This is a genomic window from Streptomyces sp. NPDC057307 (genome assembly GCF_042667665.1).
In the GTDB taxonomy this organism is placed as follows: domain Bacteria; phylum Actinomycetota; class Actinomycetes; order Streptomycetales; family Streptomycetaceae; genus Streptomyces.
On the sequence record NZ_JBHUZM010000001.1, the window covers coordinates 58,938 to 84,891 of the forward strand.

At 70.4% G+C, this 25,954-nt stretch carries 26 protein-coding genes; 6 read left to right on the forward strand and 20 right to left on the reverse strand.

The window, feature by feature from the left end:
* Nucleotides 1-209 precede the first annotated feature (209 nt).
* Nucleotides 210-761 carry an AAA family ATPase gene (locus ACFUN8_RS00240; protein WP_383629485.1) on the forward strand — a complete coding sequence of 184 codons (552 nt, stop codon included), beginning with the start codon at nt 210-212 and terminating at the stop codon, nt 759-761.
* 64 nt (nt 762-825) lie between these two features.
* Here the strand turns inward: ACFUN8_RS00240 and ACFUN8_RS00245 are convergent, their stop codons facing one another.
* The gene (locus tag ACFUN8_RS00245; protein ID WP_383629487.1) at nt 826-1,746 is read right to left on the reverse strand and encodes an oxidoreductase; all 921 of its coding nucleotides are present in this window, start codon (nt 1,744-1,746) and stop codon (nt 826-828) included.
* 138 nt (nt 1,747-1,884) lie between these two features.
* Between ACFUN8_RS00245 and ACFUN8_RS00250 the strand changes: the two genes are divergently transcribed.
* Complete coding sequence (locus ACFUN8_RS00250; RefSeq protein WP_383629489.1) at nt 1,885-2,799, forward strand: helix-turn-helix transcriptional regulator; 915 nt, start codon at nt 1,885-1,887, stop codon at nt 2,797-2,799.
* A gap of 96 nt (nt 2,800-2,895) precedes the next feature.
* On the opposite strand, the gene ACFUN8_RS00255 is transcribed toward ACFUN8_RS00250, so the two are convergent.
* From ACFUN8_RS00255 to ACFUN8_RS00265, 3 genes are all read right to left on the reverse strand, one after another.
* On the reverse strand, nt 2,896-3,495 hold the full coding sequence (locus ACFUN8_RS00255; RefSeq protein ID WP_383629491.1) for a hypothetical protein: 600 nt from the start codon (nt 3,493-3,495) through the stop codon (nt 2,896-2,898).
* Nucleotides 3,496-3,830: 335 nt separating this feature from the next.
* Nucleotides 3,831-4,517 (reverse strand): TetR/AcrR family transcriptional regulator, encoded by a 687-nt coding sequence (locus ACFUN8_RS00260; RefSeq protein ID WP_383629493.1) that lies wholly within the window; start codon nt 4,515-4,517, stop codon nt 3,831-3,833.
* Nucleotides 4,518-4,616: 99 nt separating this feature from the next.
* Complete coding sequence (locus ACFUN8_RS00265) at nt 4,617-5,069, reverse strand: hypothetical protein (RefSeq protein ID WP_383629495.1); 453 nt, start codon at nt 5,067-5,069, stop codon at nt 4,617-4,619.
* 175 nt (nt 5,070-5,244) lie between these two features.
* Here ACFUN8_RS00265 and ACFUN8_RS00270 point away from each other — a divergent pair, with 175 nt between their 5' ends.
* From ACFUN8_RS00270 to ACFUN8_RS00280, 3 genes are read left to right on the forward strand one after another with little or no spacing between them, the layout of a single operon-like run.
* Nucleotides 5,245-5,418: a hypothetical protein gene (locus ACFUN8_RS00270; RefSeq protein WP_383629497.1), complete on the forward strand. Its 174-nt coding sequence runs from the start codon at nt 5,245-5,247 to the stop codon at nt 5,416-5,418.
* A gap of 47 nt (nt 5,419-5,465) precedes the next feature.
* Nucleotides 5,466-6,746 (forward strand): sensor domain-containing protein, encoded by a 1,281-nt coding sequence (locus tag ACFUN8_RS00275; RefSeq protein WP_383629499.1) that lies wholly within the window; start codon nt 5,466-5,468, stop codon nt 6,744-6,746.
* 35 nt (nt 6,747-6,781) lie between these two features.
* Nucleotides 6,782-7,426: a response regulator gene (locus ACFUN8_RS00280; RefSeq protein WP_383629750.1), complete on the forward strand. Its 645-nt coding sequence runs from the start codon at nt 6,782-6,784 to the stop codon at nt 7,424-7,426.
* A gap of 30 nt (nt 7,427-7,456) precedes the next feature.
* Here ACFUN8_RS00280 and ACFUN8_RS00285 read toward each other — a convergent pair whose 3' ends face one another.
* The gene (locus tag ACFUN8_RS00285) at nt 7,457-8,338 is read right to left on the reverse strand and encodes a hypothetical protein (RefSeq protein WP_383629501.1); all 882 of its coding nucleotides are present in this window, start codon (nt 8,336-8,338) and stop codon (nt 7,457-7,459) included.
* Nucleotides 8,339-8,392: 54 nt separating this feature from the next.
* Here ACFUN8_RS00285 and ACFUN8_RS00290 point away from each other — a divergent pair, with 54 nt between their 5' ends.
* Complete coding sequence (locus tag ACFUN8_RS00290; RefSeq protein WP_383629503.1) at nt 8,393-8,989, forward strand: TetR/AcrR family transcriptional regulator; 597 nt, start codon at nt 8,393-8,395, stop codon at nt 8,987-8,989.
* Nucleotides 8,990-9,010: 21 nt separating this feature from the next.
* Here the strand turns inward: ACFUN8_RS00290 and ACFUN8_RS00295 are convergent, their stop codons facing one another.
* The 15 genes from ACFUN8_RS00295 to ACFUN8_RS00365 all read right to left on the reverse strand — a co-directional run bounded on the left by ACFUN8_RS00295 (nt 9,011) and on the right by ACFUN8_RS00365 (nt 25,883).
* On the reverse strand, nt 9,011-10,081 hold the full coding sequence (locus tag ACFUN8_RS00295; RefSeq protein ID WP_383629504.1) for a hypothetical protein: 1,071 nt from the start codon (nt 10,079-10,081) through the stop codon (nt 9,011-9,013).
* Nucleotides 10,082-10,220: 139 nt separating this feature from the next.
* Nucleotides 10,221-10,910, reverse strand: coding sequence for a M24 family metallopeptidase (locus tag ACFUN8_RS00300; protein ID WP_383629506.1), 690 nt, complete (start codon nt 10,908-10,910; stop codon nt 10,221-10,223).
* A gap of 196 nt (nt 10,911-11,106) precedes the next feature.
* Nucleotides 11,107-11,826 carry an SGNH/GDSL hydrolase family protein gene (locus tag ACFUN8_RS00305; protein ID WP_383629508.1) on the reverse strand — a complete coding sequence of 240 codons (720 nt, stop codon included), beginning with the start codon at nt 11,824-11,826 and terminating at the stop codon, nt 11,107-11,109.
* The gene (locus ACFUN8_RS00310; RefSeq protein ID WP_383629510.1) at nt 11,823-12,290 is read right to left on the reverse strand and encodes a cupin domain-containing protein; all 468 of its coding nucleotides are present in this window, start codon (nt 12,288-12,290) and stop codon (nt 11,823-11,825) included. The genes ACFUN8_RS00305 and ACFUN8_RS00310 overlap by 4 nt, the downstream gene beginning before the upstream one ends.
* 83 nt (nt 12,291-12,373) lie before the next feature.
* On the reverse strand, nt 12,374-13,210 hold the full coding sequence (locus ACFUN8_RS00315; protein ID WP_383629512.1) for a helix-turn-helix domain-containing protein: 837 nt from the start codon (nt 13,208-13,210) through the stop codon (nt 12,374-12,376).
* 429 nt (nt 13,211-13,639) lie between these two features.
* Nucleotides 13,640-16,666 (reverse strand): ADP-ribosyltransferase, encoded by a 3,027-nt coding sequence (locus ACFUN8_RS00320; protein ID WP_383629514.1) that lies wholly within the window; start codon nt 16,664-16,666, stop codon nt 13,640-13,642.
* Between the two features lie 301 nt (nt 16,667-16,967).
* Nucleotides 16,968-17,546 (reverse strand): snapalysin family zinc-dependent metalloprotease, encoded by a 579-nt coding sequence (locus ACFUN8_RS00325; protein ID WP_383629516.1) that lies wholly within the window; start codon nt 17,544-17,546, stop codon nt 16,968-16,970.
* 140 nt (nt 17,547-17,686) lie between these two features.
* Complete coding sequence (locus ACFUN8_RS00330; RefSeq protein WP_383629752.1) at nt 17,687-19,150, reverse strand: alkaline phosphatase family protein; 1,464 nt, start codon at nt 19,148-19,150, stop codon at nt 17,687-17,689.
* A 148-nt stretch (nt 19,151-19,298) separates the two neighbouring features.
* Entirely contained in the window at nt 19,299-20,360 is a 1,062-nt protein-coding gene (locus ACFUN8_RS00335; protein ID WP_383629518.1) for a 2-aminoethylphosphonate ABC transporter substrate-binding protein, read from the reverse strand.
* Between the two features lie 51 nt (nt 20,361-20,411).
* Entirely contained in the window at nt 20,412-21,218 is an 807-nt protein-coding gene (locus ACFUN8_RS00340; protein ID WP_383629754.1) for an ABC transporter permease, read from the reverse strand.
* Nucleotides 21,211-22,059, reverse strand: a complete 849-nt coding sequence (locus tag ACFUN8_RS00345) for a 2-aminoethylphosphonate ABC transporter permease subunit (RefSeq protein WP_383629520.1) — start codon at nt 22,057-22,059, stop codon at nt 21,211-21,213. Before ACFUN8_RS00345 ends, ACFUN8_RS00340 begins: the two co-directional genes overlap by 8 nt.
* On the reverse strand, nt 22,052-23,131 hold the full coding sequence (locus tag ACFUN8_RS00350) for an ABC transporter ATP-binding protein (RefSeq protein ID WP_383629522.1): 1,080 nt from the start codon (nt 23,129-23,131) through the stop codon (nt 22,052-22,054). Before ACFUN8_RS00350 ends, ACFUN8_RS00345 begins: the two co-directional genes overlap by 8 nt.
* Nucleotides 23,128-23,850 carry a phosphonatase-like hydrolase gene (locus ACFUN8_RS00355; RefSeq protein ID WP_383629524.1) on the reverse strand — a complete coding sequence of 241 codons (723 nt, stop codon included), beginning with the start codon at nt 23,848-23,850 and terminating at the stop codon, nt 23,128-23,130. The genes ACFUN8_RS00350 and ACFUN8_RS00355 overlap by 4 nt, the downstream gene beginning before the upstream one ends.
* Before the next feature lie 5 nt (nt 23,851-23,855).
* Nucleotides 23,856-24,980, reverse strand: a complete 1,125-nt coding sequence (locus ACFUN8_RS00360) for a TIGR03364 family FAD-dependent oxidoreductase (RefSeq protein WP_383629526.1) — start codon at nt 24,978-24,980, stop codon at nt 23,856-23,858.
* A gap of 144 nt (nt 24,981-25,124) precedes the next feature.
* A complete protein-coding gene (locus ACFUN8_RS00365; protein WP_383629528.1) occupies nt 25,125-25,883 on the reverse strand; it encodes a GntR family transcriptional regulator in 759 nt (252 codons plus the stop codon).
* Nucleotides 25,884-25,954: the final 71 nt, after the last annotated feature.

Below are 25,954 nucleotides of genomic sequence, written 5' to 3' on the forward strand. Positions count from 1 at the left end.
CACTCATGAAGCCATACGAACGCCCGGGCAGGGCCCCTCTGTTACCGATCAAGGACGAACCCGGAGGGGGTCGGCGACAAACGCGGGAGATCCGCGACCTACGGACACCCGGACCGGGATCCGCACCGGGATCCGCACCGGGATCCGCACCGGGTCCGGACCGGGAAATACGATTGCCGCCCCGGCGGACGCGCTGGCACCATGCGGGCGTGACCACCGCCGGAGCGCCGAACTGCCTGCTGGTGACGGGGATGCCGGGCGCCGGCAAGTCGACCGTGACCAGGCTTGTCGCCGAGCGGCTGCCGCGTGCCGCCCGGCTCGACGGCGACGAGTTCAACAGGATGATTGTCAGCGGTTTCGTCTGGGCCCTGGGCGAGCCCGCCGACGAAGCGGCCCGGCAGGTGGAGCTGTTGCACCGCAATCTGTGCGCACTGGCGAACAACTTCGCCGACGCGGGCTTCACGCCCGTGATCGACGCGATCATCCCCTCCCGCGAGAAGCTGGACTTCTTCCTCGATCTCCTCACGCCCCGCCGGGTCCGGTTCGTCGTCCTGACACCGGGCATCGAGGTCTGCAAGCACCGCAACACGCTCAGGGATCCTCGCGACCGGTTCGACTTCGACGGTTACGAAGCCCTCGACGCTGACATGAAGGGCCAGTTCGGCGATGTCGGTTGGTGGTTCGACACCGCGGCGCTCACCCCCGGACGGACCGCCGATCTCATCGTCCGCGAAGCGGACCGCCGTGCCGTCGTGAACTGACCGGCGTCAACTGGCCGTTAGCCCGCCCGACGGTCTTGGTCCTGGTCCTGGCCCTGTACAACCGTCACAGATAGCTGACGCCGGTCAGTCCCTCGGCGGCCTCCCACAGCGTCTTCCCGTACGCGGGGTCGGACGCCTCCGGGTTGGGCTCCGTCGGGGCGACCGGGCCGCGGATCTCCTGGAAACCGGACGGGCCGTAGAACTGGCCGCCCCGTACGCCAGGTGCGGTCGCGGCGTGCAGTTGGGGGCGCGCGCCCCCTTGGACCGAAGGGAACGCCAGTTGTGTCCACCGGTCGATGGCCCGTGGGATCGCCCCGCGCTCCTCGAACGCCCGCTGGCTGAGGTTGGTACGGCAGATCCCGGGGTGGGCGACGACGCTGATGACGGGCGCGCCCGCCTTCTCCAGCCGGCGGTGGAGTTCGAAGCCGTACACGGTGCAGGCCAGCTTGGAACGGGCGTACGCGCGGCGGGGTTTGAAGTTGTTCCGCGACATCAGGTCGTCGAAGTCGAGTCGGGCGCCCCGGTGCGCGGTCGAGCTGATGCTGACCACGCGCGCGCCGGCCGCCCGGCTGAGGGGGCCGAGCAGCAGACCGGTGAGCGCGAAGTGGCCCAGCATGTTGACCCCGAAATGGGCCTCGAAGCCGTCGCCGGTGGTACGGGGCGGGCCGAGGTGGACCACACCGGCGTTGTTGACCAGGACATCGACCGCGGGGAAGTCGTCGTTCATCCCCTTCGCGAAGGCGCGTACGGATTGGAGCGAGGCCAGGTCGAGTTGGCGTGCCTCCACCTGCGCCCCCGGTACGGTCCGCCGGATGTCCGCGACCGCCTGCTCCCCGGCGACGGTGTTGCGTACGGCCAGCACCACCTCCGCCCCGCTGCGGGCGAGTTCGGTCGCGGTGGCCAGGCCGAGTCCGGAGTTCGCACCGGTCACAACGGCCAGGCGGCCTCTCTGGTCGGGGATGTCACGTTCGGTCCATTCGGTCATGACCGCTGCTCCTCGGGGACGCTGTGCACGGCTGCTGGGCCCCAACGCTAGGAGCGGGGAGCCGAGTTGACGTCGTACCCGCTTCCCTAGGAGTACGAGACCTACCTTCGGCCCGTACCGCACCCGCACACTGTCCGTATGGCTGCCGACCACTCGTTCGCCCGTGAACTCGGTGACTTCCTCCGCGCCCGGCGCGACCGGCTGCGCCCGCAGGACCTCGGGCTGGAGCCGGGCCCCCGGCGCAAGGTCACCGGACTCAGGCGCGAGGAGATCGCGCTGCTGGCGGGGCTGAGCACCGACTACTACCAGCGCATGGAGCAGGGCCGCGACGTACGCCCCTCCGACCATGTCCTCGACGACCTCGCCACCGCGCTGAACCTCGACGACGACGAACGCAGGCACCTCTTCGCCCTCGCCCAGGCGGCACGCCGGCCGCAGCGCGTGCGCAGGCGCCGCGCCCCCGAGCGCGTACCGGACGGCACCCGGCACCTGCTGGCCGCCATGAACACCCCGGCGGTGGTGCTCAGCCGGCACCTCGACCTGCTCGCGTGGAACCCACTGGCCGAGGAGTTGTTCGGCGACCCCAGCCAACAGCCGCCGGAGCACCGCAACATGCTCACCTCGCTGTTCCACGACCCCGAGACCCGGATGCGCTGCCCCGACTGGGAAGCCACCGCGCTCCAGTACATCGGCATGCTGCGCGCCGCCGTCGCCACGGACCCGACGCATCCGCGGGCCACCACTCTCATCGGCGAACTCAGCATCCGCAGCGCGGACTTCAGGCGGCTCTGGGCCCGGCACGAGGTGCGCGAGACGGTGCACGGGACGAAGCTGTTCCGGCATCCGCAGGTCGGCGAGATCACGGTCGAGTGGGGCAGCTACCCGTTGCCCGGCAGTCCCGGCCCGGTGATGTTCGTCTACACCGCCGAGCCGGGCACCCCGGACGCCGAGCGGCTGCAGCTGCTGGCCTCCCTGCGGGCCGGCCGCACCCGGCGGGACGGGCACGCGGAGTCCGGCGGGCACGCGGGGCACGACCGGTACCTCGGGTCGTAACAGACGGCCGGGTGCGACCGGCACGCGAAACGCTCGGCTGGGAGACCCCAACCGAGCGTCCGGTGTTCTGTGTTCTGTGCCGCTTTCGGTTTTCGGTCAGATCGTCGGTGTCTCGTCGACGATCTCCTTGTGCGGCTCGACAACGAACTTCCAGCCGTCGCTGGGCTCCAGGAACCGCACCCGGGTCGGGTAGATGTCCAGGGCGCGGCGGTCGCGGTTCTGGTTGCTCGTGTTCTTCCGCCCCCGGGCCGGCTCCTCGAACAGGTCGACCTTGACGTCCGGCACCGCGGCGACTTCCTCGCTCCAGCGCTGCACGATCCCCGCGCCGAACGCGTCCCGCGCGGAGGAATAGAGCGCCTCCAGGGATTCCAGATTCCCATTGGGTACGAAGAGAGCGAGGTTCAGGAGAACGCCGGCACTCTGGAGAACCTCGATTTCCTCCCCCGCCTTGTCGGCGACCCAGATCCCGCGCTCTTCGGCATTGTCCGGGAGAACATGGATTTCTTCACCGAAGATTGTCTTCGCGGTGAAGGACCCTCCCTCAAAATTCTTACCCGGCTCCGTGAGGAAAGCCGAGGCGTAGCAGTCGAGAGGAAGGCCATCCATCTCCGCCGAGACGAAAATGCCGTCCTGGAGCCCCAACTCGGAGACCTCTCCGGCCGTAAGACGTCGAGCCGTAACCTTCTCGGTATTCACGCCATTCCCCTTTTCTGCGGCGTCCTGTGAATTCATTGAACTCTACCATGAAAACGATCGTCCACTTCCCGCCGTCAATCGCCGAGCGGAATGTGAACGGACTTAGCGGAATGCAAACGGGTCGAGTCGCACCCTGACTACGGATAACCGCTCTCGCGGATTTCCCCGACCAATTCCGACAGATCGGCCCCGGCGTTCAACGACAACACTATTTCTGTCGTCAACGGTCGCGGGGCATACACATGACGCACCGCGTCCAGGTCCACGGGAACCCAGTAGTCGTATGCAGTCACGCGCTCATCCAACCGCACGCCACTGACACCGGCCCGCGCCGGTCAGAGGCCGACCGTGTCCGCCAGGCCGTCGGTGTGGGTGCGGAGGAAGGCTTCGGGGTCCGTCACCGTGTCCGCCGCGTAGTGGCCGAAGGTGTCGAACAGGATCGCGCCGATGACCGCCGACCACAGTCCGTAGACCCGGGCCACGTTGCCCACCGGCATGTCGAAGCCGAACAGTTCCCGCAGTCGCTCCATGTCGGCGCGGACCGCCGGATCGCGCGGCGCCTCCACCGTTCTCAGCTTGCCCGCCCGCCAGGCGTCCTCGACCAGTCGGGCGAGAGCGAGGGCGAGCCGGGTGCCGGGCTCCACGGTCTGGTCGCCGGGAGCCGTGTAGCCGGGGACCGGTGTGCCGTAGAGCATGGCGAAGCGGGACGGTTCACGGACGGCCCAGGCGCGCGCCGCGAGTACCGCCGCCTCCAGCCGCTCGCGGTGCGACAGGCGCGATGCCGTCGCGAGGGCCGCGTCGACCTCGTCGGCGAGTTCGTCGTAAGCGTCGACGATCAGCAGCGTGATGAGCGCTTCGCGGTCCTTGACGTAGCGATAGAGCGCCGACGGTACGACTCCGATGTCGCGTGCCACGGCCCGCAGGGAGAGGTCGGCGGGAAGTACCGTCGCCAGGTGCTCGCGTCCCACGCGCACGATGTCGTGCATCATCTGCTCGCGTGCGACTTGCCGTGAAGTGACCATGCATCCACCTTATTAGTCAACGGTGTTCTCTCTTGGGCCGGCGGTGCGCGATGGCCGGCCGGGGTCGTACCGGCCGGCCGGCCTGCTGCGCGTGACGGCTCAGGCCGCGGTCAGCGGAGCGTTCTCGCGCTGGAGGACCCGCCAGGACTGCCAGCCGCGGCAGGCGATGTACGCGAAGATCGTCAGCGTCGCGACGGAGGTGTCGGTGATGGAGGACTGCTGACCCTCGGTGGTGTCCAGGATCGTGAACGCGAGGATCGTCGCGGCGACCTTGTGGAAGATCACCATCTCCCAGATCGCCGGAACCTGACGCGGCCGGTACGCGAGCATCGCCCACATCGCGCTGAACACCAGATACCCGAACGTCCGCCAGCCCTCGACCATCATCCGGTCGTCGGCCGCGTCGGCCATCAGGAACAGCCCGTTGATGAACACCGCGAAGGTCACCGCGGAGTTCAGTCCCATCAGACTCCGGCCGATGAGGTCCCAACGCCGGGACGGGGCGCTGGTGTTGGTGTTGGTGTTGGTGGAGGTGACGGTCGCTGTGGCCATGACGGACATCCTTCGGGTGAGAAGCGAGAAGCGAGAACACTGTTCTCCGTTGAGAAGAATCATGCCTCGCATCCCCGGACGAAGTCAAGAACAGTGTTCTCGTTTCTCGCTCAGTCCGTGCCGCCGCACCCAGGAGGAGATCGCCGCGGCTATCTCGACGGGACGGTCCTCGGGCGTGTGGTGCCCGGCCGGAACCCTGGCTGTCGAACTCGACAAGCGCGCCGACGGCACACTCGACACGGAGGCCGGCGCCGTGATCCAACGCCTGCTGGACTGCACCGGCCACCAGTTCCGCGCCTTGGGCCTGCCCGCCCCGGACGACCTCGCCGTCACCCTCGTCGCCGCCTAGAGAAACGCGACGAGATGGACCGGGCGGGGCGGGATTACGCTGGGGGGATGGCTGAGTCGTTGCCCTCCGTGGTCGTCGGTCGGTGGCAGTCGCGAGGGCGGGGCGCCGGTCGGGTGGGGCGTCGTGTGGTCGGGGAGTCGGTGTATCTGCTCACCGCGCCGGTGAGTGCCGTGGTCGGTCTGCTGCTGGTCGTCGGTGGGTTGGGCGTGGGGGTGGCCGGGCGGGGGCTGGGGGTGGTGCGGTGGGCCGGGGATCTGGAGTGGTGGCGGATCGGCGCGGTGCGTTCCCGGCGCGGCGAGGAGCGGTCGAGGGTGGCCGGCGCGGCCGACCCCGGGCTGTGGCTGGACCTGGTGCACGCGGTGACGGTGCTGCCCGTCGTGCTGGTCACCTCCGTGGTGACGGGGCTGTGGTGGTTCGTGGGAGTCGCGACCGTCACGTATCCCCTGCGCAGCGGGGACGCGCCCGGGTCGCTGCCGCCCATGACCCTGTACGCGGGCAGTGACCAGTCCCATGTCGCCCTGAGCCTGGGGCTGACGTCCCCGGCCGAGCGGCTCGTCTTCGCGATCACGCTCGGGCTGTCGCTGCTGTGCACCCTGCCGCTGGTGACCCGGGTGTGCGTCGCCGCCCAGGCCGGGTTGGGGCAGGCGCTGCTCTCCAACACGTCGGCGTTGCACCGCCGGATCAGCGGGCTGGAGCGGGAGCGCGACACCGCCCGCGCACAGGCCGTCGCCGCCGTCACGGCCGAAGCCGCCGCCCTGCGCCGACTGGAACGCGACATCCACGACGGGCCCCAGCAGCAGTTGGTCCGCCTGGCGATGGAACTGGGCCGCGCCCAGCACCACTTCGACACCCGGCCGGAGATCGTCCGGGCGGCACTCGCCGACGCGGTCGTCCAGACCCAGGAGGCGCTGGACGAACTACGCGCCCTGTCACGCGGCATCGCCCCACCGATCCTCGCCGACCAAGGACTGCGGGAGGCGCTCGCCGCCCTGGCCGCGCGCTGCGTCGTACCCGTCGAACTCGACGCCGGTCCCTTGAACCGCCGGCTCGACGCTGCGGTCGAGACAGCCGCGTACTTCGTGGTCTCCGAGGCCCTGACGAACGTGGCGAAGCACAGCGACGCCCGCCGGTGCACGGTCGGAATGCGGCACACCGACGGAACCCTGCGCGTCTGGGCGACCGACGACGGGGTGGGCGGCGCGGCTCTCGCCAAAGGACACGGACTGCGCGGCCTGGACGACCGGGTACGTGCGGTCGGCGGCCGGCTGCGGGTCACGAGTCCCGACGGCGGCCCGACGACGGTCACCGCGGAGCTGCCATGTCGCTGATCCCGTACGAGACGGACCGCGCCGTCCGGGGGCCGCTGCGCGTCGTCGTCGCCGACGACGCGGTGCTCCTGCGCGAGGGCCTGGTCCGGCTGCTCACCGAGGACGGTCACCAGGTGGTGGCGGCGGTCGGTGACGGCCCCGCCCTGGTGGACGCGGTGCTCGAACACCGCCCGGACGTGTCGCTCGTGGACGTACGAATGCCCCCGACCCACCGGGACGAGGGCCTGCGCGCGGCGATCACCGCCCGTGGACATCTGCCTGGCGCCCCGATGCTGGTGCTCAGCCAGTACGTGGAGGTGTCCTACGCCGCCGCCCTGCTCGCGGACGGCTCCGGCGCGGTCGGCTATCTGCTGAAGGACCGGGTCGCGAAGGTCGAAGAGTTTCTGGACGCCCTGGACCGGGTCGCCCGTGGCGCGACGGTGCTCGATCCGCAGGTCGTGGCCCAACTGCTGGCCGGGCAGCGCCGGGACGACCCGCTCGGCGCGCTGACCGCGCGTGAACGGCAGTTGCTGGCGCTGATGGCCGAGGGCCACTCCAACACGGCCATCGCCCGGCGGCTGGTGCTCTCCAACAGCGCGGTGGAGAAGCACATCGGCAACGTCTTCGCGAAGCTCGGCCTACCGCCCGACGACGCCCAGCACCGCCGGGTGCTCGCCGTCCTCGCCTACCTCAACGCCTAGGAGACAACACGGCCGTACGAGGAGCCGTCATCACCAGCCGCCCTCGAGGAAGGCGAGGAGCGCCGGCGCCGAGTCCATCGTGGTGAGTGTGTTCGCGACGGCCACGACGATCACCGCCGGTGACAGCAGGGCGGAGAGAACGCCGTACGACGCCAGCACCCGCCTCGTTCGCCGCTCGGACGCCCCTGTTCCGGCGAACCTCTTCCACAGCACCACAGTCATCCGGACGAGAACGGCCCCCACGATCGCGGCGGCCACGGCTATCACCGCGTGGTACCGGGAGAAGTCGCTGATCATCTCCTGGAGGGCGGGAGAGGTCCGGACACTCGCGCCGGCGTTCGCGTTCGGGTTCGCGTTCGGGTTCGCGGCCAGGCCCTGCTCGATCTGGCCGAGGGCGTGGGCGAGTTCACCTTCTGGCGCGTCGAGCGGCAGCATCGGCAGCAGAGAGGAGAAGGGTGCTGTCGCGCCCTGGATGTTGGCCATCAGCGCCGCCGACGAGAAAAGCGCGAGCGCCGTGACGAGCACCCCGGCCGACGCGAGGGCCGCCCTGCTTCCCGCCCCGAGACCGCCGGCCCGCAGGAATGTCTGCCAGAGACGCAGGCCGAGCGCGACCAGCACGATCAGCAGGAGCGCGGCGATCACGGCCTTGGCCACGTGGTAGTGGAACCACTGGTCGACGAGGTGCGCCAAGTCCGGCGGGAACGCGCGGTCGCCGGAGTTCCAGTAGTCCACGAACGGCCCGGGAAGGCTTTCGCCGAGGGCGCGTTCGTCGGTGAAGCCGCCGCCCGACATGCGCGCCGCCCAGCCGCGAGGGGCGAGGACGAAGGCGGGGACGAGGGCCGCGGCGAGGGCGACGAGCGTGAGGTACGCGCGAGCGGAGGTGGCCGCGGAGGGCGGTGGGGCTGCTGTCATGCCGGTCAGCCTTTCGCCCCGGCGCCCACCCGGTCACTGCGGTCCGCCACTCACTTGAGGTATGGCCTGCCACACCCCAAGCCTGGTCCACCGCCACCGTCAGTCACGTGGCGTGGTCTCGAACTCGTCGCCGAACGCGGCCCGCACGGCTTCACCCTGGCCGAGGCGAGCCGCCGGGCGGGCGTGAGCGTCGCGGCGCCGTACAAGCACTTCGCCGACCGGGAAACCCTGCTGGCCGAACTCGCCACCAAGGGATACCGCGAGCAACGGAGCCGCTTCGCCGTCGCCGTGGGCAGCGGCGAGAGTCCCGAGGAGCAACTGGCGGCTTTCGCGTCCGCCTACGTCCGATTCGCCGCCGAGGAGCCGGCCCTCTTCGACATCACCTTCAACGCGGGCCTCAACAAGTCCCGGTTCACCGAGTTGGCCTCGGCCGGCGACGAGGTGGCCGGACTCCTGCTGCCGGTTGCCCGCCGGCTGGCCCCGGACCCGGACGAGGCGTCCGACCTGCTCCTCCGCGTCGCCGGTGCCGCGCACGGCCTCGCCGTATTTCTACGTCAGGGCCTGTTCGGAGTGGGGAGCGGAGCGCTCGCGGACACGGCGGAGAAGGCCGCTCGCACGGCCCGCGCGATCACGCGGCAGCACGACGCCTGACCGGCGACGCGGCTCGGCCGGTCACGACCGCGTGGCGGTTCCGCACTCCTCTTCGTCGGCGTCCTGCAGGCGGACGTCCATCGACGTACTGCGGTCGTACGGGTCCATCGCGGGGCCGGAACCCTTGTCCGTACGCTCGGAGGTGAACTCGGGGAGGAAGAAGCCGGTGGAGTCGGCGCAACCGCCGTTGGTGGCGTCCACCTTGTAGGAGAGAAGGGTGAACGTCCCCGCCTCGGTGATCACCTTCGCCGGGTCGTCCCAGCTCATCACCGTCTCGCGGCGCGCGATGGTGCGCGCGACCTCGTCGCTGCCCTTCGCCGCCCGGACGACCGGGTAGACGTACGTGACGTCGCTGGTCACCTCGACCGCGCCACGCTTGCCCTCACGGAAGGTGATCTGTCCCTGCGTCTTCACCACGTCCCCCACCAGCCGCACCTTCGTCTGCGCGAACCGGCTGAACAGCAGCAGGGGGTCGTTCTCCTCGCCGGGCTCGCGGAACGCTGCCGTCACGTAGTCCTGGACATCGCGCTGATGGGGATTCATCAGCGCGATCGCCTTCTTCGGTCGCTCCCCGCGCAGCACGGCCGGATCCAGACTGGACGCCTCAAGGAAGTTCCGGGTCTCGTCGAGCGCCCGCGCGACCTGCTCCTTGGTCATCCAACCGGTCGCCCGCGCCTCGGGCATGCTGATCCCGGCCGTTCCGTCGAACCACTCCACCGCCGGAGATCCCTTGAACGGCTCCTCCGGCGTGGGCAGTTGGGAAGCCTGCTCGACGACGGGCGCGGCGGTTCCCGCGCCCCCGTTGCCGTCGCCGTCCCCGAACCATCCGACGACCCGCCCCGGATCCAGCGCCAACGCCAACAGGCCGACCGCGAGCAGCAGTCCGACCACGTACCACGCCTTGCCCCGTTCACGCCGGGGTGGTTGGTGGGTCCGCCATCCCGCGGGAGGTGCGGGCTCTTCCCGCAGCCGCCGTCCGACCATCCGGGCCCGCGCGGACGGCTCCTGGGGCGCGCTGGAGGCCCCGGCCTCGGCATCCCGCAGGAAACGTTCCCACTCCTCGTCCGCTATGGACTCCCCGTCCTTGGCCATGACGCCCTCCCCCTTGCCGCGCGACGGTTCCACCCCCGGGTCCGTTCGCGATCCGAACATCATCACATGACTGATCTGCGGTGACGCGGCGGGGCGAGGTGGGGCGGAGAGGGGGCGAGGCCGAACCGGGCCGGGGGTCTCAGCCGAGGTCGAGGAGTTCCTCGTAGAAGCCGCCGAAGCCGTGTTCGCGGTCGACCAGGTGGATCTCCAGGATCCAGTGGCAGGCACGTCCGACGCGGTCGGGGCGGCGCAGCGGGGTCTCGTTGCCGGGCGCGATGTACGACTCGATGTCGGCCCCGTCGATCTTCTCGTGCGGGAACTCGCCCACCGGATGCCCGGCGTGCCAACCGCCCAGCTCCCAGCCGCGTTCGGCGGCCAGCCGGGCGACCTCGGCGTACAGGCGGGCACCGGTGATGTCCGGGTCGGCGTCGAACGCGCGGCGGCCGCCGGCGAACACCTCGGGCAGGTCGTCGCGCAGCCGGTGCTTGACGGGGTCGTCACCGAGCACGAAGGTGCGCCCGAAGTCGGCTTCCCACTCCTCGAAGATCGGGCCGAAGTCGGCGAACGCGATGTCGTCCTGGCCGATGGCCCGGTCCGGAGGGTTCTCCCGGTACGGGTGGAGGGTGTTCGGCCCGGAGCGGACGATGCGCTTGTGCCAGTGACGGGTCGGGCCGAACAGCTCATTGGCCAGATCCCGGATCCGGTCACTGACCTCCTTCTCCCCCACGCCCGGCGCGACCAGGCCCCGCGACTCGATCTCGGCGAAGAGGTCGGCGGCCTTGGCCTGGGCGTCCAGCAGGCGTTCGGCCCGGGTGGTCTCGTCGTTCATCTGTCCCTCTTCGTCGTGTGTCGCAAGGGCGGCCGACGTCAGCCTAGACGAGGGAAGAGGCCGGCGTTGGTGAGACCAACAATCCACCTGACGATTCGCCACACCACCATTCCGGGCAGCCCTCGAAGGAGCCGCCATGTCCACCGACGCCCGGTGGGAACCGAGTACGCGGGAAAGGGACCACCCTCCGAACCGGCTACGCGCGCCGGGTCGGGAGCCAGGTGTCGATGACCTCGGCGACAAGTGCGGCGCCGCGGCTGTTCTGGTGGATGTGGTCGGTCGTGAGCACGAGACCTCGGCTCCGCGAGATCGTGTCGAGGCTGCGGCGCAGCACGGCGCGCCGGACGAGGACGCCGACGCTCGCCGCGGGCGTCGGGTCCCGGTAGGGGATCGGCGGCGGGTCGGCCCGGCGTAGTTCCTCGGTCTGGCGTTCGTGGAGCGGGAGGTAGGTCGCCTCGTGGGCGGTGGCGACCTCGGCGATCATGCGGCTGTACGCCAGTGATGCCCGCCCCGCGGCTCCGTCGAGTTGTTGGCCGAGGACCGGGAGGGACAGCAGAGCGATCGTCGCGTCGGTCCGCGTTCGCAGCCGTTCGACAACGGCTCCCAGGCAGTGCTGGAACCAGCCGGCCGACGGGCGCTCGGGGAGTTGCTTGCGTTTCATGGCCCGCTCGACGGGGTAGCCGGCGAGGCTCGCTCGGGCGTCGTTGGTCCCGATCAGCACGGTGATCACGTCGGGTGGGTCCGCGACGACGGCATCGAGGCGCCCCAGAAGGTTGTGGGCGAAGTCGCCGTTGACGCCGAAGCGGGCGAGCCGTACGTCGCCGGGAGGACGGCGTCGTTCGAGAAGGTCCAGGTAGTCGACGCTGAGCTGCGCTCGGGTGAGGCTGTCGCCGAGGCACGCGACACGGGTCGTCACGGTGTTCGCGGGCCGGACGCGCCGGCGTGCCCGGTCGGGCGGGCTTCGGTCCGGGGACGGTGGTCGGTGCCGAGGCCGGCGGTGACGGTCAGGATGGACGCCGGCCCCGCCATGTCGACCGCGTGCCATGTCCCTGCCGGGTTGACGGTGGCTTCGCCCGGCCCGAGCACAACCCGGTCGGGCACTCCGTCCACATCGCGGGTGACAGTCACCGACCCGCTGAGGCAGACGACCAGTTCGTCGCCGGCGGGGTGGCGCTCCCAGTCGTCGCCGGGGCCGTCGCCGTCGAAGATCGTCACCAGCCGGCCCTCGGCGCCGTCCGCCGCGACCGCGGCGCTGTAGGCATGGAGCACCTCCGGGTCCCAGGCGAAGCCCTCGACGGGCTTGGCTCTCGACCCCAGCCCGAGGTGCACGGGGGTGGTCCGCAGGTCGATGGCGTCGGGTTCGTGATTGACGAGTCTCATGCCGACCATCGTCACAGGACGACAACGGGGTGGTCTTGAAGAAAAGGGAACGGAAGCCGACGCGATAGGCGGCCGGTCGGCGACTACCCGGTCCCGAGCAGGACTTCGCCGCGACGCCATGCCGTCGGCGATCGGCCCGTGAACTCGCCCCAGTCCCGTACGAGATGGGCCTGGTCGGCGTAGCCGGAGGCGGTCGCCACCTCGGCCCACGGAAGCGGGTCGTGCGCGGTGGCCAGTTCGTGCGCGTGCTCGAAGCGCAGAACCCGGGCGAAGGTCTTCGGCGACAGGCCCACCTCACCGCGAAACCGCTCGGTGAGATACCGACGGCTCCAGCCCAGTTCTGTGGCGACCGCCCCAACCCGGACCCGGCCCCGCGCGGCCAGGAGGCGGCGCCATGCCTCGGCCACCTCGGGGCGCACCTGGGACGCGCGGTCGCCGCCGGCGCCGCGGCCGACGGCTCGCAGGAGCAACTCGTCCAGCGCGGCGAACCGCGCGGCCCAGGTCGCCGCCGCACGGAGCCGGTCGACCAACTCGACGCCGAGCGCTCCGAGAAGCTCGTCGAGCGGGACCAGTCGGTGGGCGAGATCAGCGGCGGGCACGCCGTAGACGGCCCGGGCCCCGAGCGGTGTCAGCGACACCTGCACGCCTTCCTGGCGGCCGTCGTGGTGGATCGCGACGGACCGGCGCATCAGACCGCCGGCCACGCTGCCGAATCGGGTGACCGGTGACCCGTCGTCGACGCCCGCCGCCATCTCCAAAGGGCCGGACAGACTGATCACCGCGGTGAGCACGCGGCCCGGCGGACCGCAGTGCACCCCCGCCGGAAACCCACGAAGATCAAAACCGACGTACGAGCCGACGTACCGCCGCAGCGCGGGCGCCGGACACGCGGAGATCCTGGTGGCCCTATGGTCTTCCACCCTCGAAGTGTACGAACCGGCGATCGGAGTGTCGGAACGGAAATCAGCGGTAGCCACTGAGGGTTCCGGCCGTCGCGCTTGCCGGTGGGCGATCGGGGCGGCGCGCTCCCGGGCTCGGGACGGCTCGTGGTGCTCGACCTTGACGAGCCAGGCCGTGACGCGGTCGTGCAGCATCACGCGCATCCGGTCGGTCGTGTCGAGGACGATGTCGCGGACGGTCGGGTCGGTGGTCGCCTCGCCCCAAGGCTGCCCGCCGACCCGGGCCCTCGGCGACTCTCTTCGCGGCCGTCATCCGCCCGGCGCCTCCTGCGCCGGCGCCCGCTCAGAGAAGTGACGCGGCAGCCGCGCGTGTTGACCGCATGGACCCGTTACGACGCGGAGCGCCTGTGCGGTGACCGGAAGGCCACCGCACAGGGCCGTACGCGCGGCTCAGCCGACCTGCTTCACCTCGATGACCTTGTACTCCTTGCCACCGATGATCTTCGTCCGCTCTCCCACCTTCTCGAACTTGCCGTCGCGCGGGATGAGCACCTCCGACTCCTTGCCCCGGTAGCGGGACAGGGGGTCGATGTTGCGGCCGTTGTCCGTGGTGATTTCGAGCAGGACGTTCTCGCCGCCGGGCCGGTTCTTGTTCGCCGAGGCTTCAACGGCGCGATCGGCCTTCGCCGGGTCGCTGGACGTACTGAGGTATTCGGGCATCTCCACGACCTCACCGCTGGCGAACCTCTCGATCAGTTCGTCCGGCATGAACGTGCCCCGGTAGAACGTCCCCTCGACCGGCGGCAGGTGGTCCAGAGCACGGTCCATCCGCTCGATGAACTGATCCATGTTGTTCCCACGGAGGCCGGGGATCGTGTTACCCCGCAGGTGGCTGTTGGCGTCATCGGCCCAGGAGCCGGTGTAGTCGGCGATGGTGAGCGCGTCCTCGGCGGTGAAGTCCTTGGTCAGCTCGTACTTCTTGGCGATCTCCTCGACCTCGGCCGCCCACTTCTTGCTCGCCTCCTTGCCGCGCTTGTACTCCGGGATGTCGTCCAGGACGTTCATCGGAGTCTTCAGCGGGCAACCACCGAGGTGCGGCGGCTTGGGCGGCGGCTTGGGCTTCGGCTTCGGCTCGGGCTTCTCGTCGGGGTCGTCCTTGATCGGCGGGGGCGGCGGGTCGGTGAGACCGAGCGCGTTGCTGAGCCTGTCTTCGACCATCTGGTACGTATCGACGCCGGCCATGGCGGAGCCGGACACGGCGGCCATCATGCTCATCGGGGAGGGCGCTCCGGAGCCGGCCGCGAGCGTGGCACTGGTGACGACAACCTGCTGAGGGGCCCCGGCGGAGGCGAGCGTGTAGCGGCCGCTGCCGGCTGCGCCGGTGGTCACACTGCCGTAGAAGGCGACGTTCGTGGTGTCCGGGCAGTCGTCCTTGTCCTCGTCTTTGTCCTCGTCCTCGTCGTCCTTGTCCTCGTCTTCGTCATCCTTGTCGTCGTCTTTGTCGTCCTCCTCCGGCGGATCATCCGGCTTGGGGACTTCGTCGCAGTACTGGGTGATGCCCCAGGGGGCCATGACGGGATTGCAGACGGTCTCGGTCTCGTCTTCTTCGTCGTCGTCCTCGTCATCATCGTCGTCGTCTTCGTCATCGTCGTTGTCGTCGTTGTCCTCCGAGCCGCCGCTGCTCGAACCGCCGCCGGAGGAAGAGCCACCGCCGGACGAACCACCGGAGGATGAGCCACCGCCGGAGGAAGAGCCGCCACCGGACGAACCGCCGCCGATGAGGCCGCCGCTGATGACCCCGCCGATGAGCCCACCACTGGCCATTCCGCCGTTGGAACCGCCACCGCTGGAGGAGCCACCACCGGACGAACCGCCGCTGTTGGAACCACCACCGGAGTTGGAGCCGCCACCGCTGGAGGAGCCTCCGCTGCTGGAGCCGCCACCGGAGTCACTGCCGCCGTTGTTCCCACCGCCGCTGGAGGAGCCACCACCAGACGAACCGCCACCGTTGTTCCCGCCGCCACTGGACGAGCCACCGGAGTTGGAGCTGCCACCGCTGGAGGAGCCGCCGCCGGACGAGCCGCCGGAGTTGGAGCTGCCACCGCCGCTGTTGGAACCACCGCCGTTGCTGGAGGAACCGCCGCCGGACGAACCGCCACCGTTGTTCCCGCCGCCACTGGAGGAACCGCCGCCGGCGACGACGCCGTTGTCGTCGTCATCGTCATCCGAACCGCCGCTGTTGGAGCCGCCACCGGAGGAGTTGCCGCCGTTGTTCCCGCCGCCGCTGGAGGAGCCTCCACCGGACGAGCCGCCGCTGTTGGAACCACCGCCGTTGCTGGAGGAGCCACCACCGTTGGAACCGCTACCAGAGGCACCGCCGGTGTCGTCATCGTCGTCATCCGAACCGCCGGAGTTGGACCCACCACCGTTGCTGGAGGAGCCGCCGCCGTTCGAGCCACCGGAGTTGGACCCGCCGCCTGAGGAGGAGCCCCCGCCGTTGTTCCCACCGCCGGAGTCACCGCCGCCGTTGTTCCCGCTACCGCCGTTGTTGGAGCCTCCGCCGTTCGAACCCCCGCCGCCGGAGTCACCTCCGCCGCCGTTCGAACCCCCACCACCGTTGGCGCCGCCGCCGTTGTCACCGCCGCGGTTGTCACCGCCGCCGGAGTCGCCTCCGCCGTTGTTCCCACCGCCGCCGTTGGCACCGCCCCCGCCGTTCGAACCCCCGCCACCATTGGCTCCCCCGCCGTTGCTGCCGCCGCCCCCGTTGTCTCCTCCGCCGTTGTTGCCGTCGCCCGCGACCGTCGTCGCTTCGCAGTCGCCGCCCAGGATGTTGCAGACCTGCGTCCGCAGCCCGTCGGAAATAGCAGGTGCCACACCACTGAACAACAGGGTCCCGACGATGAGCGCGACCAGACCCACCATGCCCACGTACTCGACCGTCGACTGCCCCCGGTTCCGACGCCAGGTGATCAGATGCGGAACCGACGGCACCACCTCACGACGCAACCGCTCCCACGTCCACCGCGGCCTCACCACCCGCTCCTCCACCGGCAGCGCGAACCACGACCGGCTCGCCCCCACCCCCACCAACCCCAGCAGCACACCCGGCAACAGCAACTGGCTGACACCCCGCGCCGAACCCCCGTACAAGTTCACGACGCCACCCACCAGCAACCACACCTGCAGAGCGACCAACGCGAACCACACCACCCTCCCCCCGGTCCACAACCGCCCCGCCAGCACCACCGCCACCACACCCGGCACCACCGCATACACCGCCGCCACAGCCACCGCAACCGACACACGCGAACCCAGCCCCAGCAGCGAGTCCAGCACACCCACGCCACCCAACAGCGTCAACCCGAACATCAAATACAACAGAACCCGGGTCAGGATCAGGGGCCGGGGCAACTCCCTGCGGCCGGCGGACAGGCGCGGCGCGACGCCTTGGAACGTCAGGACACCCGGGTCGGACATTGGAAACCCTTCCACCGCACTGCTCAAGACGTTCCGCCATCGGCGTCCAGCCGTAGCGCACGCGTCGTCACCGTCGTCACCGTACGAAAGCGGAAGGCCCAATTCGCAGGGTCCACAGGCCCATCCAGGGCCCAACTGAGCCTCATGGCTGTCGTTCTCATCCGGATCGGCCGGGCGGCGGCTTGAGCGTGAGGTCCGGACCCGATGTCCAGTCGTAGGGTCCGGAACCACGTACGCCCCGGAGCGCGATTCAACGCTCCGGGGCGTACGGGCACTGCGCCTGGCGACTACACGCCGTGCGTCAGTCCACGATCATGGTGTTGAGCGGTGCCTCTCCGGCCGTCCGCGCGAACGCGCCGCCGAAGTAGCCCTCGACCGCCGACTTCTCGGCCGCGTTCGGGTACGGGTTGGTGCACGAGGTTCCCGCCGTGGAACCGGACATCAGGCTGGTGCAGGGGCCGGGCTTGATGTCCGGCAGGCCCAGGATGTGGCCCAGTTCGTGGGACGAGATACGGATCGTGTTGTGACCCTCGTTCACGGCCTGGCGGCCGATCCACACGGTGCCGTTGCCCAGTGAGGTGGTCTGGGCGCGGGGCCAGCCGTTGTCCGCCAGGACGCGTATGTTGGCGCGTTGGCCGGCCGCGGACGGGACGAGTTCGACGGCGTTGACGCTCTCGTTCCAGATCGCCGCGCCCCGGTCGACCGCCGACCTGAACTCCGCCGAACCGCTGGCGTCGTACGTGACGATCCGTGCGGCGACGGCGGTGTCCGCGGCGGGGGCCGGAGCCGGGGCCGGAGCAGCCGTGGCCTGGCCGCTCATCAGGGAGAACGTGACGGCCAGGGCGGCAACGAGTCCGCCGGTCAACTTACGGATGTGCATGGTCGACCTCCTTGGGGGGAGAGAGTCGTGGACGAGGGGTCGTGAACCGGAGTCCTGGACCAAAGTCGTGGACATGACACGAAGTTCCCCTCCTCACTGCCCAACGCGGCCTGACACCAATCCGTCAATCCGTTGGCGGCTCAACTGCCGCTGATACCAACCTGGTCGACGGTCCAGTACCAGTTGTTGCCCGCCGTGTAACGGAACCGGACCCGTGCCGTCCGGGCTCCCGACGGGACCTGGAGGGTGATCGACTCGACCCGCGACACGGCGTCGGCGGTGTAGGTCCGCACCGGGACCGGGGCGCCGTCGTCGTACGAGACGAGGACCTCGCCCCGCTGGGGTGACTCGTGGCGGTAGTGCGTCGTGTACGTGAGCGTGGCGGTACGGCCTCCCGTGACCGGCCAGGCCGGGCTGACGAGCGTGGAGTCGAAGGTGCCGGTGTACGCCTTGTCGACCCACTCGTCACCGTCGGCGACGGCGAAGACGTTCCGCGCGCGCACGTTGTTCTCACGCCACTGGTCCCGTTCGGCGGCGGTCCAGAACTCGTCGGTGGTGAAGGCCCAGCCGCGCCATTCGGTCATGCCGCCCGTCCCCATCGCCCCGTTCTCGACCGACCAGCCGGCGGGCGGGGTATGGGTGAAGCCGGGCGTCCCGGCCGGGATGCCGGTCTCGTCGACGCGGCCCGTCAGCAGCGGGCGCAGGGCGTCGAAGGCGTCGGGCGCGGGCTGTTGGAGCGGACGGCCGTCCAGCCCCCACGCGGTGGCGATGGGGATGCCGAGGTGGGCGAGGGCGGAGGCGGCGACGTCGGGCATCTTGATGTCGTGGCGGGTGGAGCCCGCGGCGACGGAGCCGCCGCTCGCGATGAGGAACGTCTGCCGCTCGGCGCCGCTGGAGCCGCCGTGCCCGCCCGCGTCGGTGTGCCCGTGGTCGGTGGTGACCATGATGAGCCAGTCCTCCGAGCCGTACGTCGCACGTGCCCGTACGGCGTCGACCATCCGCCCCACCTGCGCGTCGACGTCCTGGATCGCCTCCAGGTAACGCGCGGACGCGGCGCCGTGACTGTGGCCCGCGTGGTCGATGTTGTCGAGGTGGACGAAGACGGCGTCGCGGTTGCCGTCGCGCAGTTCGGCCACGGCCCGTGCCGTCGTGCCGGTGTCGTACTCGGCGGTGGGCGTGGAGACCCGGGTGTCGACCGCGGGCGAGAAGATCGTCGTGGTGACCGGGTTCCAGGAGGCGACGGCGTACGTCGACAGGGCGGGCTTCGCGGTCTCGATACGGGTCAGGAAGTCCGGGTACTGGCCGAACCGGCTGCCGGTGAAGTTGTTGTCCTTCACACCGTGCTTGTCGGGCCAGACACCGGTGATGATCGTGGACCAGCCCGGCCCGGACACCGTGGGTGCCATGGGGTTGGCGGGCAGCGGGCTCACCGAGGTGAGGCCGCTCGCCATCAGCGCGTCGAGGCGCGGTGCGACGGCGTCCCTGATCCGGCCGAGCAGGGCGCCGTCCAGGCCGATGACCAGGACCTTGGGGGTACGGGCCGCCGCGTGGGCGGTCGCCGCGGCGAGTGGTCCGGCCGCGGTGGCGAGGGCCGCCGCGCCCATGAGGAGCTTGCGGCGAGACAGACTTGATGACACGAAGGGCCTCCGAGTTCAGTTCCGAGCAAGGGACGAGCAATCGAGCAGGGGAGGGGAGTTGGGTGGGCTGCAACGTGGGCCCGTGGGTCCGGACCCGTTATGAAAGGGGCGCGCGTCAGCTGCCCGTCGCCGACTTCCACGCGTCCACGTAGCCGTCCAGGTTGGCGCCGATGTCCGACCAGTCCGGCTCGAAGATCTCCACGCCGTCCATCAGCGCGGTGAGTTCGGTGGCGTTCGGATCGGTGGCCTCGATGTCCTTACGGGCCGCGAAGCCGCCGCCGACCGCGCTCACGTCGTTCTGCGCCTGCTCGGAGAGCATGAAGTCCAGCAGCTTCTTGCCGTTGGCGGTGTGCGGGGCCTTGTCGATCAGCCCAGCGGCGTACGGGAGCGCGAAGCTGGTGGGGCGGCCGTCGCCCTTCGCGGGGAACCAGATGCCGAGGTTCGGCATGTCCTTGGACTGCGCGAAGTTCATCTGGACATCACCGTTGGCGGCGAGGAGTTCGCCCTTGTCGACCTTGGGCGCGAGCTTGCCGGTGGAGGCGGACGGGCCGACGTTGTTGGTCTGGAGCTTCTTCAGATACGCCATCGCCGGCTCCTCGCCGCCGAAGTCGTGCATCGCCTTGATGAGGACGGCCGTGCCGTCACCCGCGACGCCGGGGGTCGAGTACTGGATCTTCTCCTTGAACTTCCCCTCCAGCAGCTCCTCCCAGCTCCTGGGCGGGCTCGTCAGCTCCTTCTTGTTGTAGACGAAGCCGAAGTAGTTGTTCACGACGGACGTCCACTTGGCGTCGGACGCCTTGTCCGCGCCGTCGACCTGGCCCGCGCCGGCCGGCTCGTACGCCGCGAGCAGACCCTTGGAGTCGGCCTGCTGGATGAACGGCGGCAGCGTGACGAGGACATCGGCCTGGGTGTTGGACTTCTCGCGCACCGCGCGCTGCACCATCTCGCCCGAGCCGCCCTCGACGTACTCGACCTTGATGCCGGTCTCCTTCTCGAAGTCCTCGAAGACCTTGTCGTACCAGCCGTCGCCGTTCTCACCCTTGAGTCCGTCGGCGCTGTAGACGGTGACGACCTTCTCGTCGGCGGCGCTCGACGAGCCACCGCAGGCGGCGAGGCCCGCGAGGAGGGCGAAGGTGCCGCAGACGGCGGCGGCGGGCCGGATGTGGTTCTCGGGCATGAGCGGGTCCTCCAGGAAACAGTCAGTGGTTACGGGGAGTTGAGCGAAGGGTCAGCGGTACGAAGCCCTCGTCCGGATACGGGATACGGCCAGCAGCACGAGCAGCGTCGTCGCCATCAGGACCACCGCGACCGCCGCACCGGTGAAGAGCGAACCGCGGTCGGTGGCCGCGAAGATCCGCACCGGCAGCGGTGTCCAGTCGGGCGGGTAGAGCATCATCGTGGCGCTCAACTCGCCCATGGACAGGGCGAAGCAGAGCCCCGCGGCGGCTGTCAGCGAGGGCAGCAGCAGCGGCAGCCTGATCCGCCACAGGACGGACGAGGGGCGGGCCCCGAGGCTGGCGGCGGCCTGCTCGTACATCGGGTCGAGACGCGCCGCCGCGGCCGAGACCGACTGGTAGGCGAACGCGGTGACGAGGACGGTGTGCGCCAGGATCACGATCCAGCGCGTCCCGTTGAGCAGGACCGGCGGCCGGCTGAAGGCGACCAGCACGGCGAGACCGACGACGACGGACGGCACGGCGACGGGCAGCATGAACAGCACGTCGAGGAACCGCTTGCCGCGTGCGCGCAGCGAGGCGGCGGCCAGCGCCGCCCAGCCTCCGACGAGCAGCGCCAGGACGCTGGCGGTGACCGCCGTGACCAGGCTGGTGGTGAGCGCCTTGAGGGAGTCGCCGCCGGTGGCGGCGGCGTAGTGCTCGGTCGTCGCTCCCGAGGGAAAGGCCCCGGACCAGTTCGTGGTGAACGACGCGGCGACGACGACCAGCAGCGGCACGGCGAACAACGGGACGAAGAGCAGCAGGAAGACGGCCCAGGTGGCCCATTTCCCGGCTCGGCTGTGTACCAACGGGCTATGCACCGACACGGCGGCTCACCATCCGGTAGAGGCTGTAGAGACCGACGGAGATCGCGATGTTGACGACGGCGACGACGCAGGCGGCCGGATAGTCGGACTCCAGGATCGCCTTGCCGTAGACGAGCATCGGCAGCGTCGTGACGTCCTTCGCGCCGGTGAACAGCACGATCCCGAACTCGTTGAGGCTCATCACCAGGACGAGGCTGCCGCCGGCCGCGAGCGCCGGAAGCGCCTCGGGGAGGATCACCCGCCGCACGATCCGGGCCGGTTTGGCGCCGAGCGAGGAGGCGACCTCCAACTGGGCGGTGTCGAGTTGGGAGAACGCGGCGAGCAGGGGGCGCATCACGAAGGGCGTGAAGTAGGTGATCTCGGCGAGCAGTACGCCCCAGGGTGTGGTCAGGAAGTGGAAGGGGCCGCTGTCGGCGCCGGTGATGTCCGTCCAGAGGCCGTTGGCCATGCCGACCGTGCCGTACATGAACAGCAGGGCGAGCGTGATCAGGAACGACGGGAAGGAGAGGAAGACATCGATGAACCGGGCGACCGCCTTGCCGCCGGGGAACGGCACGAAGGCGATGATCAGCGCGAGGGCGAACCCGAGGACCAGGCAGCCGACGGTCGATCCCGCCGCGAGCCACACGGTGGTGGTGAGCGCGTCGCGGAACGACTCGGAGGCGAATACGTCGGCGTACGGGGTGAGTGACGTGCCGCCCTCGTCCGGTGAGACGGACTGCCGGACCACGAGGGCCAGCGGATAGAGGAAGGCGAGCGCGAGGACGACGACGGGCGGCAGCGCCCAGACGCGGCGCGGGACCCGGCTCGTCCCCGCGAGACCGGCGCTACTCATCGCCCGCCCCCACCGGGAGCAGCACCGCGTCCTCGGTGGCGAAGTGCAGGGTGGCGGGGGCGCCGATCGCCGGGGTCTCGCGCAGTTCGCGCAGGTCGGCCTTGACCCGGTGGCCCTCGATGTCCACGTACAGACGGTGGGTCGAGCCGCGCCACTGGACCTCGGAGACGGTCCCGGTCAGCGTGTTGGGCCCGGCACCGAGCCCGACCAGATGGGGCCGGACGCAGAGGGTGGCGGTGACTCCGGCCACCAAGTCACCTGTCGGAACGGTCAGTTGGTGTCCGGCGAAGTCGACGCGGCCGTCGGCGACGGTGACCGGCAGCAGGTTCGCGTTCCCGACGAACGACGCGGTGAACTCCGTACGGGGCCGGCGGTACAGCTCCTGCGGCGTACCGCAGTCCCGCAGCCGCGCCCGGTCCATGACGGCGATCCGGTCGGCGAGGGTGAGCGCCTCGACCTGGTCGTGGGTGACGTACAGGATGGAGACGTCGGGGAGTTCACGGTGGAGCCTGGCCAGCTCGGCGAGCATGCCGGAGCGCAGTTGGGCGTCGAGCGCGGAGAGCGGTTCGTCGAGCAGCAGGACTCCGGGGCGGGTCGCCAGCGCGCGGGCGATGGCGACGCGCTGCTGCTGGCCGCCGGAGAGTTCGCGCGGATAGCGGCCGGCGTACGTCGCCATGCCGACGAGTTCGAGGGCGTCGGCGACCAGTTGGGGTATCTCGGACTTCCGCGCCTTGGGGGTCTTGCGGGCCTTGAGCCCGAAGGCGACGTTGTCCGACACCCGCATGTGCGGGAACAGCGCGTACTGCTGGACGACCATTCCGATGCCCCGCTTGTGCGGAGGCAGCCCGGTGACATCACGCCCGCCGAGGTACACCCGCCCGTGGGAGGGCCGGACGAAGCCGGCGACGGCGCGCAGCGCGGTGGTCTTGCCCGATCCCGAGGGCCCGAGGAGGGCCATGACCTCACCGGGTTCGACGGTCAGATCGAGCCGGTCGAGGACGGTGTTGCCGTCGTACGCGACGCTGACCTGGTCGAACCGGATGCCGCCCGGTACGGCGCCGACGCCCGTCACGCCTCGGCCCGCGCTATCAGGTCCGGGAGTTCGGCGACGGAGGCGATGACATGCGTGGCCCCGTGGCCGGTCAGCTGCTCCTCGTCGTGGGCGCCGGTGAGGACACCCGCGACGATCCCCGCGCCGGACCGGACGCCGCTGAGCATGTCGTACGAGGTGTCCCCCGCCACGACCACGCGCCGCACCCCGTCGACCGCGCCGGTGCGCAGGAACGCGGCGAGGACCATGTCCGGATAGGGGCGGCCCCGGCCGCCCGCGTCGGCCGGGCAGAGGGTCAGGGCGACCAGGTCCCGCCAGCCGAGGGCTTCGAGGATCGCGTCCTGGGTGGTCCGGGCGAAGCCGGTGGTCAGCACGACCGTACGGCCCTCGTCCTGAAGTGTCTCGATGGCCTCCCGGGCGCCGGGGACCGGGGCGATACGGCCGGCGGCGACGAGCGCGAAGTACGCCTCCTCGAATGCGGTGTTGGCGCGCTGGGCCCGCTCCTCGGCTCCGAAGAGATGACGGAAGACGGAGATCTTCGATTCGCCCATGGTGGCCCGGACATAGGCGAGTTGGTCGGCGTGGTCGGCGGATCCGGGTGTCACGCCGAGGCGTTCGGCGGCGGCGGAGAACGCCTGCTCGACCAGGCCGCCGTCGGCCACGGTGGTACCGGCCATGTCGAGAACGATCAGCTTCAGCGTGTCGGTGGCAGTGTCGGTGTCGGTGTCGGTGTCAGACATGTTCGTCACCAGTCCAGTTCGTCGGCGGTGGCTTCGGCGATCGCGGGCGAGCAGGTCATGCCACGCCCGCCGGGCCCGGTGACCAGCCAGACCCCGTCGCGCACCTGCTGCCGGTGGACGACGCGGCCGGTGTCCACGCACTGGGCGTAGACCCCGGCCCAGCGCCGCCGGACGCGCGGCAGCGGGCGGCCGAGGAAGGACTCGACGACCCTGGTGAGGTGCTCGTACGGCTCCTCGACCGTGTCGAACGCGAAGGGGTGCTCGTACTCGTGCGTGTCACCGATGGTCAGTCCGCCGTCCCGGCGCTGCACCATCAGCAGTTGCATCCGGTGTTCGGCGGCGGTCGGGGCCTGCGGCTGCGCGGAGTTGAGAGCGTCCAGCGCCGCGCCGCGGTAGGCGGGGTAGTAGCGGAAGCTGTCGGCGTCGGCGACGGAGGTGGTGAGGTCCTCGCCGAGCGGGTCGGTCTGCATCATCTGGAGGCGGACGCGCCGTACGGGCAGGTCGGGACCGGCCAGTTCGCGGACGAGGCCGCCGAGCCAGGCGCCGGTGGCCAGGATGACGGCGTCGCCGGTGTGGACGTCGCCGTGATCGTCACGTACGGACGCGGTGCCCACCACCTCGCGGACCTCGCGGCCGCCGAGGTAGGTGTAGCGGCCGGACGCCAACAGGGCTTCCTTCAGGGCGAGTTGGGCGGTGCGCGGCTCGACCGCCGCGTCCCGCTCGCACCACAGGGCGCCGGTGAAGTCGCCGCGCAGCGCGGGGTTGAGCACGCGGGCCTCGTCGGCGGTGAGCAGTTTGTAGCCGCGGTCCGCCGCGTCGGGCCGGGCGACGGCCGCCTCGGCCACGGCGGTCTCCGGCCCGTTGCGGAGCGGAGTGAGGGAGCCGCAGGCCCGGAAGCCGAGACCGGGCACCCGCTCGCCGAGTCCCTGCCAGAGTTCACGGGCCCGGAGGGCGGTCGCCAACTCCTCGCCGCCGGCCCGGCCACTGACCCATATCTGCCCGAAGTTACGGAGTGACGCCCCGCGTGCCTCGCTCTCGCGCTCGATCTGTACGACCTCGTGGCCGCGGTCCACTGCGTGCCAGGCGTGCATGGTTCCCACCACGCCGGCTCCTACGACGATGACTCTCACGTCGTCAACGCTGGGCGCGGCGGGCGACCCGTACGGATCCGCGAGGCGACGGGACGGTGAACGACCCGCCAAACTTGGACTAGACCCGTTATCTTCTCGTGACAATAAGAAGAAGACGCCATGAGGTCTGAGGTCTGAGGTCGGTCAGGTCCCCAGGTGCGTGGTGAAGGAGAACCGGTCGCCGCGGAAGAGGGTCCGTACCCGCTCCAGCGGACGCCCGTCGGTGTCCCGCGAGAGCCGGTGCATCAGCAGCATCGGCAGGGCGGGCGGCGTGCCGATCAGCAACGCCTCGCGCGGGGTCGCCAGCACCGTCTCGATCCGCTCGTCCGCGTCCCCGAAGGAGATACCGAGCCGGTCACGGAGGTAGGCGTAGAAGGAGGAGTCCGGATCGAACCCCGTGTCCAGCTCCGGGACCCGGCCGACCGCGACGTACGTGCTCTCCAGGCCGACCCGCTCGTCGTCGGCGAGCAGCACCCGCTCCAGGTGCCAGACGGGCTCACCGAGGCCCACGCCGATCTCGGGGGCGAGCGACTCGGGGCACGGGAAGCGGTCGAGTCCGACGAGGCTCCGGCCGGGCCGGCGGCCCTGGCGCCGGACGCCCTCGGTGTAGCTGGCCAGCGACAGCGGCTGCTCCAGCTTGGGACCGGCGACGACCGTGCCGCGGCCCTGCCTGCGCAGCCGCCCCTCCAGCAGGAGTTCGCGCAGCGCCTGGCGCACGGTCTCGCGGGACACCTCGTAACGCAGGGCGAGGTCCCGCTCGGTGGGCAGCAGTCCCCCCTCGCCCAACTCGTCCACCAGGACGCTCAGATGGGCCTTGACCGCGTAGTACTTGGGGATACGGCCGTGCTCCGGAATGCCGGAACGGATGGGTGCGCCGGGGGCGTGAGCGTTCAGGTGGTCCACGGCCCGATGGTGTCAGACATCGGAAGAGGGCCCGCCCGGACCTGGTCCGGACGGGCCCCGCGCACTTCCGT